This is a genomic window from Vibrio sp. 1069, from assembly GCF_033340555.1.
The window spans coordinates 29559-45183 of the sequence record NZ_JAWOWP010000003.1; the positions used below are offsets into that span (position 1 = coordinate 29559).

General features: G+C 44.6%; 14 protein-coding genes. 10 read left to right on the plus strand and 4 right to left on the minus strand.

The window, feature by feature from the left end:
- The first annotated feature begins 25 nt into the window (after positions 1-25).
- Positions 26-280, plus strand: a complete 255-nt coding sequence (locus R7040_RS06185) for an Lpp/OprI family alanine-zipper lipoprotein (protein WP_005375145.1) — start codon at positions 26-28, stop codon at positions 278-280.
- Between the two features lie 26 nt (positions 281-306).
- Here the strand turns inward: R7040_RS06185 and R7040_RS06190 are convergent, their stop codons facing one another.
- From R7040_RS06190 to R7040_RS06205, 4 genes are read right to left on the minus strand one after another with little or no spacing between them, the layout of a single operon-like run.
- Positions 307-1233: a L,D-transpeptidase family protein gene (locus R7040_RS06190; RefSeq protein WP_025768560.1), complete on the minus strand. Its 927-nt coding sequence runs from the start codon at positions 1231-1233 to the stop codon at positions 307-309.
- Positions 1234-1239: 6 nt separating this feature from the next.
- Entirely contained in the window at positions 1240-2655 is a 1416-nt protein-coding gene (gene phrB / locus R7040_RS06195) for a deoxyribodipyrimidine photo-lyase (RefSeq protein WP_033906725.1), read from the minus strand.
- Positions 2656-2677: 22 nt separating this feature from the next.
- Positions 2678-3478: a MerR family transcriptional regulator gene (locus R7040_RS06200; protein WP_065275469.1), complete on the minus strand. Its 801-nt coding sequence runs from the start codon at positions 3476-3478 to the stop codon at positions 2678-2680.
- Complete coding sequence (locus tag R7040_RS06205) at positions 3468-4418, minus strand: YbgA family protein (protein ID WP_017635475.1); 951 nt, start codon at positions 4416-4418, stop codon at positions 3468-3470. The genes R7040_RS06200 and R7040_RS06205 overlap by 11 nt, the downstream gene beginning before the upstream one ends.
- Before the next feature lie 398 nt (positions 4419-4816).
- Here R7040_RS06205 and deoD point away from each other — a divergent pair, with 398 nt between their 5' ends.
- The 9 genes from deoD (at position 4817) to R7040_RS06250 (ending at position 15506) form a co-directional block, all read left to right on the plus strand.
- Positions 4817-5527: a purine-nucleoside phosphorylase gene (gene deoD, locus R7040_RS06210; RefSeq protein ID WP_005375140.1), complete on the plus strand. Its 711-nt coding sequence runs from the start codon at positions 4817-4819 to the stop codon at positions 5525-5527.
- Between the two features lie 70 nt (positions 5528-5597).
- A complete protein-coding gene (locus R7040_RS06215; protein WP_005383936.1) occupies positions 5598-7067 on the plus strand; it encodes a hypothetical protein in 1470 nt (489 codons plus the stop codon).
- A gap of 166 nt (positions 7068-7233) precedes the next feature.
- Entirely contained in the window at positions 7234-8718 is a 1485-nt protein-coding gene (locus R7040_RS06220; protein WP_205391371.1) for a hypothetical protein, read from the plus strand.
- On the plus strand, positions 8702-10285 hold the full coding sequence (locus R7040_RS06225; RefSeq protein ID WP_054574921.1) for a GGDEF domain-containing protein: 1584 nt from the start codon (positions 8702-8704) through the stop codon (positions 10283-10285). The genes R7040_RS06220 and R7040_RS06225 overlap by 17 nt, the downstream gene beginning before the upstream one ends.
- A gap of 244 nt (positions 10286-10529) precedes the next feature.
- On the plus strand, positions 10530-10910 hold the full coding sequence (locus tag R7040_RS06230; protein ID WP_005375135.1) for a DUF3302 domain-containing protein: 381 nt from the start codon (positions 10530-10532) through the stop codon (positions 10908-10910).
- Positions 10910-12040, plus strand: a complete 1131-nt coding sequence (locus R7040_RS06235) for an HlyD family secretion protein (RefSeq protein ID WP_205391370.1) — start codon at positions 10910-10912, stop codon at positions 12038-12040. The genes R7040_RS06230 and R7040_RS06235 overlap by 1 nt, the downstream gene beginning before the upstream one ends.
- A 335-nt stretch (positions 12041-12375) precedes the next feature.
- Positions 12376-12924: an ECF-type riboflavin transporter substrate-binding protein gene (locus R7040_RS06240; protein ID WP_005375133.1), complete on the plus strand. Its 549-nt coding sequence runs from the start codon at positions 12376-12378 to the stop codon at positions 12922-12924.
- Between the two features lie 6 nt (positions 12925-12930).
- Positions 12931-14670, plus strand: a complete 1740-nt coding sequence (locus R7040_RS06245; RefSeq protein WP_047104520.1) for an ABC transporter ATP-binding protein — start codon at positions 12931-12933, stop codon at positions 14668-14670.
- On the plus strand, positions 14667-15506 hold the full coding sequence (locus tag R7040_RS06250; RefSeq protein ID WP_005383942.1) for an energy-coupling factor transporter transmembrane component T family protein: 840 nt from the start codon (positions 14667-14669) through the stop codon (positions 15504-15506). The genes R7040_RS06245 and R7040_RS06250 overlap by 4 nt, the downstream gene beginning before the upstream one ends.
- The last annotated feature ends 119 nt before the right edge of the window (positions 15507-15625 follow it).

The following is a 15625-nucleotide window of genomic DNA, read 5'->3' on the forward strand; positions in this document are numbered from 1 at the left end:
TTCACTATAAGCAAGGAGTTCTTATATGAACAAAACGTTGATCGCAGCTGCAGCAACTTCAGTACTTCTACTAGCCGGTTGTGCTTCTTCTGATGACGCAGCTACAGCAAATGCAGCAAAATTAGACGAACTAAGCAACCAAGTTAGCCAACTAAGCCAAGACGTACAAGCTCTTCAATCTGACGTTCAAAAATCAGGCGCAGCAGCAATGGCTGCTCAAGAAGAAGCTGAGCGTGCTAACGAGCGTATCGATAACATCGCTCAGTCTTACACTAAGTAAGATTTAATACCGCGTCTTAACGCCCGTTAAGGCGCGGTTATTTCGATAGGAACCCCATTCTGTGCAGCGATTGCTGCTTTAGCCTTCACGTTTTTCATACCGAATTCATCCAACCACCACTTTAACTCTTTCGGCACTTTCAGTTCATCTTTCTCGCCATTACTACGAGTCAAAGGCTCATGTGCTTCTAAGAACACACTTCTGTCAGGCTCAAGTGTCATTTTGATAGGCTGGTTAATGATATTAACGTCTTCGCCGTTACGAACCTTGTCAAATAACCACTCAATGTCACTTGGGTCCATACGAATACAACCCGCGCTGACTCGCATACCAATCCCAAAGTCCTTGTTGGTACCATGAATTAGGTATTCGCCATTCCCGTAAGCTAAACGCAATGCAAACATACCAAGTGGATTATCAGGCCCCGCAGGAACAACGGCTGGTAGGTCAATGCCCTTTGCTTTGTACTCGGCACGAATAGAGGCTGGAGGAGTCCATGTAGGGTTCGGTCGTTTTTGGCTGATACGCGTTGTCATTACTGGGGTATCGCGCCCTATTCGGCCAATTCCGACAGGAAATACATGGACAATATCCTCTCCTTTCGGAAAGTAATATAAGCGCAGCTCGGCTAGATTAATAACGATACCTTTATAAGGTACGTCTGGGAGGATTAGCTGTGTCGGAATAGTAAGAACATGCCCCTCTTCTGGTAAGAAGGGATCCACTCCTTTGTTTGCGGCCATTAAACCTAGCATACCCACATCGTAGAGCTTAGCGATATTTGCCATGGTTTCGCCTTCTTGAACGACGTGGTTTTCAAGGCGACCAATTAAACGGCTTCCATCCTCTGGTAATTCGTACATCTTAGCGAATGATAGACCACTCACTAAAGATAACGACACAGATAGCAGGGTACGTTTTGCGAAACTCATTGATCGCTTTTTGCTAAGCATTTCACTCTATTCCTTGGCACTTTTAAAGAGCTGTAAGGTTATCTCTCTTTCTGTCTTGTGATCAACCATCGGCTTGTGATATTCCAGTAAAGAAAAGCCCTCCCAAGTCCAAGGTTTATGGATGTATTTGTTCGGTACACTTTTGATTTCTGGTACCCAGTGGCGCACAAATTCACCATTAACATCGAACTTTTCGCCTTGGCTTATCGGGTTGAAAATACGAAAGTATGGCTGCCCGTCACAACCCGTAGAAGCAGACCATTGCCAGCCACCATTGTTCGCTGCAAAATCGCCGTCCACCAGCTTACTCATGAAGTACGCTTCTCCCCATCGCCAATCAATATGTAAGTCCTTGGTAAGAAAGCTCGCGACAATCATACGTAATCGGTTGTGCATCCAGCCTGTTTGATTGAGCTGACGCATTGCTGCATCAACGATTGGGTATCCTGTTGTTCCTGTCTTCCATCGCTCAAAGGCTTTCTCATCATAGGACCACTGGATTTTATCCTCCCAATCGATAAATCCTTTGCCTTTGACGAGTTTTGGTTCGAAAACCAATAGGTGCTGATAAAACTCACGCCAAATGATCTCACTTAACCAAGTTGCTTTCCCTTCTGTAAGGTCATTTTGTTGATTTTCAGCATACAAACGAGCAATACACTGCCTTGGTGATAGCGCGCCAATCGCAAGGTATGGAGACAGTTGGCTAGTGCCATCAATAGCTGGAAAGTCTCGCTCGCTTTGATACGCGTCACTGCGCTCCCGTGCAAATTCCCTAAGCTGCTTCAAAATATCATTAGTCGAAGCCAGCCAGTCTTCACTGGATTCTCGAGGATAGCTAAATGTGAAGCTTGAATTAAATCGAGCCGACTCTAATTGTTCGAGTACCTTTTTATTGAGTGGCGCTTGCTCGTGAGGTTTTACTACCGTCGGCATATGGAACTGCGTTAACCAAGCACGCTTGAATGGCGTAAACACCTTAAAATATTCGCCTTGCTTATTAAGAACCGTCGTTGGCGCGTGCACACATTTGTCATGAAACAGTTCAAATTCGATATCGTGAGAAGCTAACGCTTCACTTACTTGTGTATCGAGCTCTCGTTCGTTCACCTCATAGTGAATGTTTGCCATGACAGAAGTGGCTTCAAGTGTTTCCGCCCACCCACTAATCACATCTGTACAATCGGAAAACGACGGCACCTCTTTGTACAAAAAGGGAATATTAAGGCTTTCAAGCTCCTCGTTAAGACAAGCTAAGCGACGAGCAATGAGGTCTGCCTGCATCGGCGCCATGTGATGCTCCCGCCACTGCTCTGGCGTCGCGATAAAGCAAGCGACGACAGGCTGACCTGAATCCAATGCCGCTTTGAGTGCCGTGTGGTCTAACGTACGTAAGTCACGTCGAAACCATACTAAAATCATGGTAGCTCCTATCTTTTGTCTACTAAGTTAGGTGTAATTTCTCTATCACTTCAGAGCACCCCATCCGATCACCTAGTTGTGCGTGAAGCATTTTGATGGACGCTACTTGTTTAGCAGCTAGCGCTTTGTTGGAGAAAAGGTAGATAAACGAACCATTTTCAACGACCTCGTGATCTAGTAGACCAGAAACATCATCAACCTTATCGATCAAAGTCGTGTGATACCCTTGTTCGCAAAGCTTCGCTGCTTGAATCCAACTCTCAGACTCTCTGTTTTGTTCAAAGCTAATGAGCAGACACTTTCCTTTGGAAGCGGCTTTGTTTTCAGAATCGATTACAAGGACAAGTCGAGTGATCAAACAAGTCTGAAATAACCCTACTTGTAAAGATCGCAGCGATCCTTTCACCATGTCTAGCGCATCAAATACTGGGCTAATAAACTGATCAATAACGAGTTTTAGTGGATACTCTTTAAGAACAGAGGCAAGTAAACTCTCTGCTTTTCCTCGATTCAGGGTAGACAGCGCAAGCAGCATGTTTTCAACTTCTTCGAGTGTGCGAACCTCGTTTTTGACTTCGACATCGGCGCTTTTTCCTAGCAGCCCCTTCACTTTACCAATCGAAATCCCCTTCGCGAGCCAGCTCTGGACTTCGCGAATCGTATCGAGATCTTGCTGGCGATAAAGTCTGTGTCCTTTTTCAGTTCGCTGAGGTTGGATCAAGTTGTATCTTCGTTGCCAAGCTCTCAGCGTAACTGGTTTTACACCCGTGATTTCTGCGACATCTCGGATCGCGTATAGTTTTTCTTCTGAACTACAAACCATAGCGTAATCTCATCTCCTGCGGATACGGTTCTAAAAACTTCTGTTTTGCTAAATATTCGTCTGGGTAAGTATTTAAGTAATGCTTAATCAATGTAAGTGGTGCTAGCAGAGGCAGCATTCCGATACGGTAGTCGTGAATCACTGTCGCTAACTCTTCTTTTTCTTCTTTAGTTAGTGAGCGTTTGAAGTACCCTTGTAAATGCATCAACACATTTGTGTTATTTTTGCGGCTAGCCCGATTCGTTAACGCCTTCATCAGTCCTAAACGATACTCTTGGTAAAAGTCTTCAATTTCATAATTAGCGACATCAGCGACTAAGCGGCCAAGGGAGCGGTATGACTCTGGGTGGTGTGCCATTAACGTCAGTTTGTAGCGCGAATGAAAGTCGATGATTTTGCCACGAGTAGGCTCACCATCCATCGAGTCGTAAAAGTCATTTAGACAAAATACTCGAGTGATAAAATTTTCTTTCAATACAGGGTCGTTAAGTCTGCCATCCTCTTCAACAGGCAACCAAGGCATTTTTTGCATCAATGTTTGTGTATACAAGCCAACACCTTCTTTCGCAGCACTGTTCTTGCTGTAAACCTTGACTCGCTCCATGCCACAAGTTGGTGACTTAGCACAAACGATGTAACCACAAAGCTGCTCGCTTTGAAGTTCATCTACTTTATTGGCCGAGTAAGTGAGCATATTGTCGGTATGATCATTTTCTGGATTTTTGGTTTCAACCAATGCAACACGCTCTTCATTAGAAACAAGACGAATGGTTGGACGGGGTACTGGCATACCTACGCCGACTTCAGGGCATACCGAAATAAAGTCAAAATACGGGCTAAGCTCTTTAGTCACAAAGTTGCTCACCTTATGACCAGAGTCAAAACGCACTCGTTCACCCAAAACACACGAACTGATACCTACTTTGATCGAAGATTCCATGATGACGCATCCCTATACAAAAAGTTTTGTTGTATAACTTATAGCAAGCCTTTCCAGATTGTACAAGAAAATAAGTTGTACAATTTAATCGTTTTACTTCACTCGAAAGTATTTCGATCAACCAGCTGTCAGAAAAAAGTTTGGCCCAAAAACAAAGAATTTGTGCGCGCAATCGACAAACTGCTCAAAAGCAAATCGATTGCTCTTTTGATTTCAACAGATTTGGTTATCAATAGGAGTTGCAGTTTCTAAATGCGTGGTTTTTGTGACTAAGCTCTCAAGGGGCCACTGTACGTCCCGTTATTATTGCCTCAACGAAAACGAACAAGTTCAACAGAATTGGTAATAGCGTTCTATAATAGAGGCGTTTTATCAAAACAAAACTTTGGAGAGCACTTATGGCAACCCCACACATTAACGCACAACCAGGTGATTTCGCTGAAACAGTTCTAATGCCAGGCGACCCGTTGCGCGCTAAATACATCGCTGAAACGTTCCTAGAAGATGTGAAACAAGTTTGTGACGTTCGCAACATGTTCGGCTTTACTGGCACTTACAAAGGCAAAAAAGTTTCTGTAATGGGCCACGGCATGGGTATCCCGTCTTGCTGTATCTACGTACACGAGCTAATCGCTGAATACGGCGTGAAAAACGTTATCCGTGTGGGTAGCTGTGGTGCAGTACGTGACGACGTGAAACTAATGGACGTTGTTATCGGTATGGGTGCTTCTACAGACTCTAAAGTTAACCGTATCCGTTTCAACAACCACGATTTCGCAGCAATCGCTGATTACGGTCTTCTAGAAGAAGCAGTTAACCAAGCGCGCGCTCAGGAAGTGCCTGTAAAAGTAGGTAACGTATTCTCTGCAGACCTGTTCTACACACCAGAAGCAGACATCTTCGAGAAGATGGAAAAACTAGGCATCCTAGGTGTAGACATGGAAGCGGCTGGTATCTACGGCGTAGCAGCTGACCTAGGCGCGAAAGCACTGACTATCCTGACAGTTTCTGACCACATCATCCGTGGTGAAAAACTAAGCTCAGAAGAGCGTCAGAAGTCGTTCAACGACATGATGAAAGTTGCACTAGAAACTGCAATCAACATCTAAGAACAAATAGTAAGTAATAATTTGCAGCCAGAGTTATGCTGGCTGCCCGAATTATCCCGAGGGGGCGATTGTGTCTAACGGCGAACTGCCAAAAGACGCAGATGGGTTACAACTCAACTTTTGTAAAACATTGGCGTGTGACAACTTTGGATTGAGTGATGCAAAGCGTTACGTTCTGCAACATGCGAACCCTAAGCGTCCGGCGATGGTATGCCGTGAATGTGGAGCTTTCCCCCCCTTACTTAATAATCGCGATGTCGTGAACGAACTTCATCGCCTGCGGCACGTCCACAGTGACGGGTTGCCTGCTTGCCGTAATGATGATTGCGACAACTTTGGACTTTCTGTCCACACTCACAAACACCTCTATCACGCTTTCGGTTACAGTGGCGATCGCCAACGTTACCGCTGTAAAGTGTGTCAAAGTACCTTTGTCGACAAGTGGTCTGGTGCCAACAAGAAGCTTCAATTTCAAGAGAACTTGATGGGTTTATTGTTTACGGGATATTCCGTACGAGAAATCTGCCGCAAGCTTAGTATTAACCCAAAAACCTTTTACGATCATGTTGACCATATAGCTAGCCGCTGCCGCCGCAAGCTGGCAACCATTGATGCGCGCTGGGTAAACCACGCAACGCATTATGAATTGGCCTCAAACTATATTGCATTGCAACCGAACAGCAATAATGGTGTGTATTGGATTGTTTCTGGCGAAGCGCATTCTGGCTATATTCTTTGCCAGCACGTCAATTATTCCGCTGATGAAGAGCCAATCGCAACTCTCGATCATAATCCTTACGATGAGGTGTCTCGTTTTGTTTCCCAGGAGTACGTAGCGGAAGCAAGTGAGCCGCTTGCGGAACCTTCTCATCACCTCAGAGAGCGAATTGACCAAAAATACCAAACAATTTTGGCTCGCGGTAACGTAGAAGACCCTCTTGGTAATCTATCTGTATTTCATTACCCTTCAAAAGGGGCATTAGTCCGTCCGCCATACACCTCGTATGCACACTATTTGCACGTACTTGATATGTGCTGCCCAAACAAACGTGTATCTCTATACATGCCTCAAGATCCCCTACTACGTTCAGCTGCATTGAGCGTTTGTTTACCTCGTATTAAAGAGAAAAGTGTCGACTTGATGTATGTAGAAGAGGACGCTAGTTGGGACATGAGCACTCCCTTTGGCAAAGTCGATATCGCCTATATGAGTTGGTGGCGCGATCGTTGGGCAATCTCTAGTCAAAACGAAAACCACAAAGGCATTTGCTACCTCGCTGGCGATCAAAATGAGCCTGAAAAATGGTTTAACGTTGCGACAACTCGTCATGTGAAGTTTTATCAAAACCGCTTTCAGATTCTTTTCGAAAGCTTCATTAACGAGCCACGTCGCAAATTACGACCTGCTGGTATTTTACCTCTTTTAGATATATTCAGAGCTTGGCATAATTTGTGCTATCAGGATAAACAAGGTCTTACCGCTGCACAAAGGTTGGAAGTCTCTGATGCACCTTTGACAATCAAACAGCTCCTATCGTAGCTATTCTATTGGTAATTTAGATGTAGTAATTAGGGGTTGTAACGGTATACATTACGGCCCCTGATCGTTTACCAAAACGTTATCCGCATCGCTTTGGTAAAGAAACATGCATCTAACCACTTAATATTAGGTGTGATTTCCAGTTCGATAGTCATGGATGTGAACGTTGGATAAAAACCAAATTCAGCTAGAAGATGATCTCACTAAGCTTAAAGGCCAAATAAAATCGGCCCCTAAACATACCTTTAATATTGCGCAGCAATATCGTATCCGCGCGGAACAAATTTTATTTGTGGACGGAGAGATCAAAGCCTTACTCATCATGGCGCAATGCTGTTGGTGCCTAATGGATTACCGACAAGGCTTAAAACTCGTCAAAAACGCTTACAGCAAACAAACACAGCTTGAAACCGACGATCATCTCCCGGAAATTCTCCATCTTTTTGCACTCCAATATTGGGGCCAAGCAAAGTATTATTCCGCGCAACAATATTGGATTAATGCGCTCGAACAATCTGCTCTTGTTGATGATGTTGAAATTCAAATCGAATCTCTAATTGGGCTTGGTAATGTATGGCGCATCACTAATGAACACCAACTTGCCGCTTCAACTCATGAGTTAGCCGTTAAAGTGGCAAACAATGTTCGTATTGCTTGGTTAGAAGGCAAAGCGCGCATCCTATTAGCTTGGGACTATTACTTACTAAATAAGTTTGTCGAGATGCTTACGGTACTGGATGGAGCAACCGAAGTATTAAAAGATCATGATGACAGTACGTGGCAAGCCGAGATCTGGGACTTTAAAGGGTTAGCACTGCTTGGACTAGAACGCCTTGATGCGGCCGAAGAAGCCACCCAAAAAGCCCACCAGCTCGCCATTGAGCATGACCTCGTTTGGATGAAAGCACACTCTTTTATTAGCCGAGCAAGACTTGAGCTTTTGCGCCAAAATACAGACAGCGCTGCCAAGTTGCTACTTGCAGCAGAAGAGTCTGCACTCAGTTTCGACCACGGTGAGCTACTCAGCCAAATTTGCTTCCAACAATCACGAGTCGCTGAAGAACAAGGTGACTTTGAATCTGCGTTTAACGCGTTCAAGAAATACCGTAAGCACGCACTCAAAATGCTCAAAGAACAAACTCATCGAATCAGCATGGATAAAGCAAGAGGCTCTAAACGCCAACTAGAGCAGCGAGCACGTAAGCTGATCAATCATATTCGCTCTCAACACGAATACGACCCTGAAAAACAGTTCTCTAATGTCGTTTCTGAGACCTACTGGTGGGAACAGTTAGTTTTGTTTAAAACGGAGCTCAAACGCTCTAACCACGCCATCATTATGATTCAGCATTCAAACCCCGAAGTTCTCGATGTTTGTACCGAGCTCGTTCATGCATTGACAACCTCCAGCGACCTCATCTCGAGAATTTCCAGTAACAGGCTAGCAATGTTAATTGCAGAAAAAGGTCAAGCAGCAGAAGAGGTCTACCGCACTGTCCAAGCGATGTTAGACATCTATCCATGGAAGCGACGCGGAATCAAAGGCCCGAAACCGATACTGTATTTGCAAGATATCCTGACCTTCCCATTCACGTTAGAACAGCTCGAAGAAAGTTATATTGAGGTAATGAAGAATGGAACAACTGCTTAGCAAGGTGACTGACGCAGGTATCGATCCTTCTTCCGTTTCAGGTGAAGAAGCGATTACGCTATGGGAACACATAGGGTTACATATTGCGTCAACAAACCGAGAGAAAGCGCATTGCTATATCATTAGCGCCGAGTATCGAAGAGAGATCAAACAGCTCAACGACAGCATTAGTGAATTGAAACAAGCGCTTGAGTTGCTTGTTTTACCAGAAGATGTAGAAGATATTCTTTCTGTGAAAGCAAGCTTGAGTGAGCGTTTAGTTGAAGTAGGTGACTACAATGCGGCATTAACCGAGTATGTTGCTTCAACCAATATCGCCGTCGAGTACGGCTATATTGATGAGTACGTATTGGCCATTATTGGAATGGGTAATTTATGCGATGCCTATGGGGATCACCAACGTGCATTACGTTATTATCAAAAAATAGATGCTATCGATCACGCTATTGGCAGTCGATCCCTACGCCTTCGTTACAAGCTGTACATGCTTGCCTGTTATATCAGCTTGAACCGTACCGCAGACGCCAAAGAGCTGTTGAGTGAATGTGAAGAACTGAGCATTCTCGTCAGTGATAAAAACCTCGCCGCACAAATTCACCTCTACCGAGCCAAATTACATCGTCTGCAAGAAGACTACCCCAATGCGTTGCTGGCTATTTCGAATGTTCAGTATACAACGGGTAGTGCCACGACATACTGGTTATCCACGATGGTCAAAATTGAGACTGCGTATTGTCTAAACGGTGTAGGGCACACTTCTTTAGCTAATTTAACGTTGGACTCCATCAGTAAAAGGATTCAAAAGCAGCTATCTCCTATCGTTACTCAGCATTTTTATAACGCGATGAGTCAAGTTTACGCCTCTCAAGGGTTGTATCAAGAAGCATTAAATTGTGAAAAAAAAGCGCATAGAATCGAATCTGATCTTGTAAAACATATTCCGATCGGTGAGTTAGGGTCTGCTCAACTACGCCGACTTTCACGCTTTGAGTTACAACTCAAACTCATTTTGTCAGAGCTAGAAAACAAAGAACTAAAAGAAACCACCAAGCAGCATAAAAATACTGTTGCTCAGCTGCAGCAGGACGTCTTTACCGATCCACTTACGTCTTTACACAACCGACGCTGGTTAGAAGTTAAACTAAAAGATCTACTTCTGCACGATACTGCATTTGCATTGATGGTCATCGATATCGATCACTTCAAATCCATCAATGACGAACTAAGCCACTTGGTGGGCGACAAAGCGATCAAAAGTGTGTCACAGGAACTGGCGTCCTACTTCAGATTTAAAGGCGCATCGTGCGTACGATTTGGTGGTGAAGAGTTCCTCGTGATCCTTGAGAATACCCAACTGGAACGCGCAGAAATGCATGCCGAGAATTATCGTGAACGGATTTATCAATATGGTTGGGAGGATATTCTTGGTGAACGGGGGCTGACCGTATCCATAGGGATTACCTTGCATCGAGAAGGCGAGAATACTCAGCGAACTTTTTATCGTGCAGACAAAGCTCTTTATCGCGCCAAAGCCAACGGCAGAAACCAAGTCTGTACCGAACTTTAAACCATGCCCCGGTTGACATCTGGGGCTTTGTTATACTTTTTACTTATCCTTCCTCTATCACTTCACTGTTTGTTTAAATAAGTACTCAGCAACACCTTAACTGCCAATAAACATCAGTGGATACTTACATCGCATAAACATAATTCCTACATAAAAACCGCTTGATTCATCTGTAGTTAAGACAAATACTTAAATTGTTAATTTACGTAGATTTTCCATTTCGCAATAAGCACAGGTAGGTAAGATGTTTCTAGACTATTTTGCACTTGGGTTACTCATCTTCGTTGCTTTAGTGATCTTTTACGGAATCATTGTCATTCATGATATTCCATATGAAATCGCCAAAGAGAGAGAGCACCCGCACCAAGACGCAATTCACTACGCTGGCTGGGTCAGCCTTTTCACTTTGCATGCGCTGTGGCCATTTTTATGGATCTGGGCAACATTATGGCGCAAGGAACGCGGCTGGGGTTTTAAACAACTAGAACAAGAAACACACGACATTCATCACCGCCTTGAAGAACTCATCGATGAAGTCAACGAACTCAAAAACGAAGTATCGATGTTGAAACAACAAAAGATTCAGCAAAAGCCTTTGCCTGAACAAAGTAAAGAGGACGAATAATGGACTTATTGCTGATTCTGACTTACGCCGCTCTTTGTATTGCCATTTTTAAAATTTTCAATATTCCTCTAAACAAATGGACCGTTCCAACCGCCGTACTTGGCGGCGTAGTGTTAGTGGGCACACTCGTGCTGCTTATGAACTACAACCACCCATTTACTCAATTAGGTAACCAAGTGTTCCCGACTACGCCTATCGTCTCTGGCGTGCGTGGCCGCGTGGTGGAAGTGCCAGTCCAGGCCAACCAACCGCTCAAAACGGGCGATATTCTTTTCAAAATCGATCCTGTGCCTTTTGAAGCAGAAGTTGCTCGCCTTAAAGCGAAAGTCAAAGAAGCAAGCCAAGGTGCCCTGGGTTTAGAGTCTGATCTAAGAGAAGCAGAAGCTGCTGTATTGAAAGCGCAAGCGGACAGAGATAAAGCACAAAGGGAATTTAGCCGATATCAAAAGGGCTTTGATCGTGGCGCGTTTACTGAACAAGATTTGGATACTCGACGCCAAGCGTATAAAGCGGCAGAAGCCATGTTAGACGTTGCGATTTTGCAACAAGAACAAGCGCAAATCGCTCTGGACTCTGAAATCGGAGGCGAAAATACCCAAGTCGCGCAACTTCTTGCCGAGCTGCGTAAAGCAGAGTTTAACTTAGAGCAAACCGTCGTTCGTGCGCCAACCGATGGTTACGTTACGCAATTGGCTTTGCGTCCTGGTGTTATGGCTGTGCCGTTGCCACTTGCCCCGGCAATGACCTTCGTACATACCGAAGACATTACGTACACCGCGGCATTCAGACAGAACTCATTACAACGCTTGAAGCCAGGCTTTGAAGCAGAATTTATGTTCCGCGCAATTCCGGGCAAAGTGTTCCGTGGCGAAGTCATTGACGTGATTCCAGCCATTGGTGAAAGCCAAATTCAAGCGCGAGGCGCTCTTCTTGGGACTGATGCCTTGCGCACGAGCGGACGTGTTTTTGCGAAGCTGAAAATTACCGACGACTTGAGTGGATACCACCTACCAATGGGTACTGCGGTTGAAGTTGCAGTTTATTCAGACAGCTTTACTCACGTATCAGTGATGCGCAAAGTGCTTATTCGTATGAAGAGCTGGCAGAACTATTTATACCTCGACCATTAATGAACATATAGCGCATTCATTTATTGGTAAAAATAACATCAAACCGTGTAATCAGGGGCTGACGATCAGCCCCTGATTCATTCTAGCCATCCAGATAGATAGCATTCCCACTTTTATTAATATTCTGTATAATGCGCGCCTTATTTTTAATGCTTGCTAAAACCAAAGCCAGTCAAAGGGATGCGTGAATCAAATCACACATTTCCTGAAGAAAAATAGAGCAAACAATAAGCAGCTTGGTTGTTTTGAATATATGTTACACAATCAAATAACTAACGCTTTCCAACAATATAAATGAACGTTCTTTAAAATCGACTATTGAACTGAGGTTATCTATGAATCTTTCCGCTAAAACTGTTGTGGTTATTGCAATCGGTGCTGCTCTTTACGGTATCGGCGGCTTACCTATGTTTGGCATCCCTGTGTTTGCAAACACAACGCTAAAACCAGCAATGGCAGTATTAGCATTGTTCTCAGTACTATTTGGACCACTTGTTGGCTTCTTGGTTGGTTTTATTGGTCACTGGGTTACTGACCTATTTGCAGGTTGGGGCGTATGGCTCACTTGGGTACTTGGTTCAGGTATTGTTGGTTTGATTATCGGTCTATTCCCTTCTCTAACGCGCTACCGTTTGGAGAAAGGTGATTTCAATATGAAAGACTTCGCGTTATTCGTAGTACTTGCGCTATTAGGCAACGTATTTGGTTACGGTTGCTCTGCATTCCTCGACACGATTTTATACGCAGAACCGTTCACTAAAGTGTTTACCCAGCTTTCTATTATCGCGATCGGTAACACCATTCTTATTGCTATTGTTGGCTTCTTCATTCTTAAGTCTGTCGCTAAACGTAACAAGCAAAGCCGTAACTTAACAGAGGCTTAATGTCGAATGACAATCGAATTTTCTAACTTCTCTTTTAGATATGAGTCGCTGGACAAACCGACGCTAAAAAATATCAATCTAAGGATAGAGAAAGGAGAGAAAATCGTCATTATCGGTCCAAGTGGTAGTGGTAAATCTACCCTTGGGCAATGTCTTAACGGACTGATCCCACACGCAATCAAAGGGGAAACCAGTGGAACATTGACCATCAATGGTCAAGACACCGCCCCTTTCGACATGCACCAATACACTGAGCAAGTTGGCACCGTACTGCAAGATACGGACAGCCAATTTGTCGGTTTGAGCATTGGCGAAGACATTGCATTTGCGCTGGAGAACCAGCTAACTTCAAATATCGACATGTACCCATTGGTCAAAGCCACGGCCAAAATGGTCGACTTGGAACAGATGCTAGAACGCTCACCCCACGATTTATCTGGCGGGCAGAAACAGCGTGTTTCTTTGGCGGGCATTCTCGTCGATGATGTCGATATCCTTTTGTTTGATGAACCACTAGCTGCGCTTGACCCTAAAACGGGTAAAAAAACCATCGAGATCATCGATGATCTACACCGCGAAACGGGCAAAACCATCGTAATCATTGAACATCGTCTTGAAGACGTTCTGCATTGCTCAGTTGACCGTATTATCTTGATGGAAAGCGGCAAAATCATTGCCGATACAACGCCAGATGAAATTTTAGCGTCGCCTTTGCTAGAAGATTACGGCATCCGCGAACCGCTTTATATTTCAGCACTGAAAGAAGCAGGCTGCGCGATTGAGGGCGATGCAAAACCTTCTAGCTTAACTACCTTACCGTTGGAGCAATATAAACCGGCAGTACAAGCATGGTTTGATGGTTCAACAGCACAACCGCCCAAAACGCCAGCCGAGACTTTGCTTGAAGTCCGTGGCCTCACCTATTCTTACGACGGTGAGAAAAACGCGTTAGAAGACGTGAGTTTTGACATCAAGCGTGGCGAGTTTGTCTCTGTACTTGGCAAAAATGGCTCGGGTAAATCGACCATCACCAAACTGATTATGGGCGTTATTGAAGCGGATAGCGGCTCAATGAGTATGAATGGTCAAGATCTTAACGAACTGACCATCTTCGAGCGCAGCCAGAAAGTGGGCGTGGTGATGCAAAACCCGAATCACATGATTTCCCATCACATGATTTTCGACGAAGTGGCCTTCGGCCTCCGTAATCGTGGCGTTGAAGAGAAACAAATCGAAGCTAAAGTACTTGAAGTCCTTGAGCTGTGCGGTTTGAGCAAATACCGCCACTGGCCAATCGAAGCATTGAGCTACGGCCAGAAAAAGCGCGTAACCATTGCGTCAATTTTGGTATTGGAACCAGAGCTTCTGATCCTTGATGAACCGACGGCAGGTCAGGACTATCGAAACTACACGTCTATGCTGAGTTTCATCGAAAAGCTCAATCGCGAGTTGGGCGTAACCGTGATGATCATCTCTCATGACATGCATTTAGTGCTGGAATACACCACGCGCTCTATCGTGATTGCAGACAGTAAATTAGTCGCGGATGCACCAATGACGCAGGTATTCAGCAGTCCAGAGCTACTAGACCAAGCAAACCTCACCACAACAAGTCTGTTTGAGTTGGCTACGAAAGTTGGCATCGAAGACACCAATGGCTTTATGCAGCACTTTATCAATGTAGAAAAAGCGCACCGCCAACAAAAAAGCGACGACGTAAACCAACTAGAGAAAGCGGTGGCATGAAAGACAATAAGATGAAGTTTGGTATCAACTACATCGATACCCAATCACCACTTCATAAGTTGAATGGCATTACTAAGTTCTTGCTTTTCATTGCTTGGGTAACGGTGGTGTTGACCACATTTGACTTGCGAATCATCGCGCTGTTGATCGTGCTTGGTTTAGGCTTACTGAAAATGACCAAAGTGCCCTTTCATGTCTACAAACCGCTGTTATTCGGTACAGGCACGGTATTACTGATCAATGCCCTGTTTATGTTCGCGTTAGCACCGCAACAAGGTACTGAATTCATGGGCTCATCAACGGTTTTACTCTCGTTACCCGGTAATTACTCGCTCACTCAAGAGACGTTGTTTTACCTAGTAACAGTGACGTTGAAATACTTCAGCATGTTTCCAATCGCGTTGGTGTTTGTATTTACCACTCACCCGACGGAGTTTTCAGCCAGCTTGAACCGCTTGGGTGTACCTTACAAAATCGCCTATGCCGTAAGCTTAACGCTGCGCTACTTGCCGGAAGTGAAAAAGGACTTTGTTAACATCATGCACGCGCAACAAGCACGCGGAGTAGAACTGAGCAAGAAGGCTCCGTTGTTCAATCGTATGAAGAACGTCGCGAAGATTCTTGGACCTCTGATTTTCTCTAGTTTAGACAGAGCCGATCAAATCTCAAACGCGATGACGCTACGTGGTTTTGGCCGCCACTCCTCTCGCACTTGGTACAGCTTAAAACCACTGACCAAAGCCGATATGATCTGCATGGCTGGGATTGCGGTGATAGTGATTGCTGCGATCAGCAAGCGTGTGATGGACACACAACTGTTCTGGTATCCGTTTTAAATTCTGAAGCTTCAAACTGAACATAACGTGGTTAGTGTTGTGACCACGTTATCTTCCGTCTTTCCCCTCGATAACTCGCCTGTTGGCTTCTTGCTTGCAAGTATTCAAAAGAAGCGGTA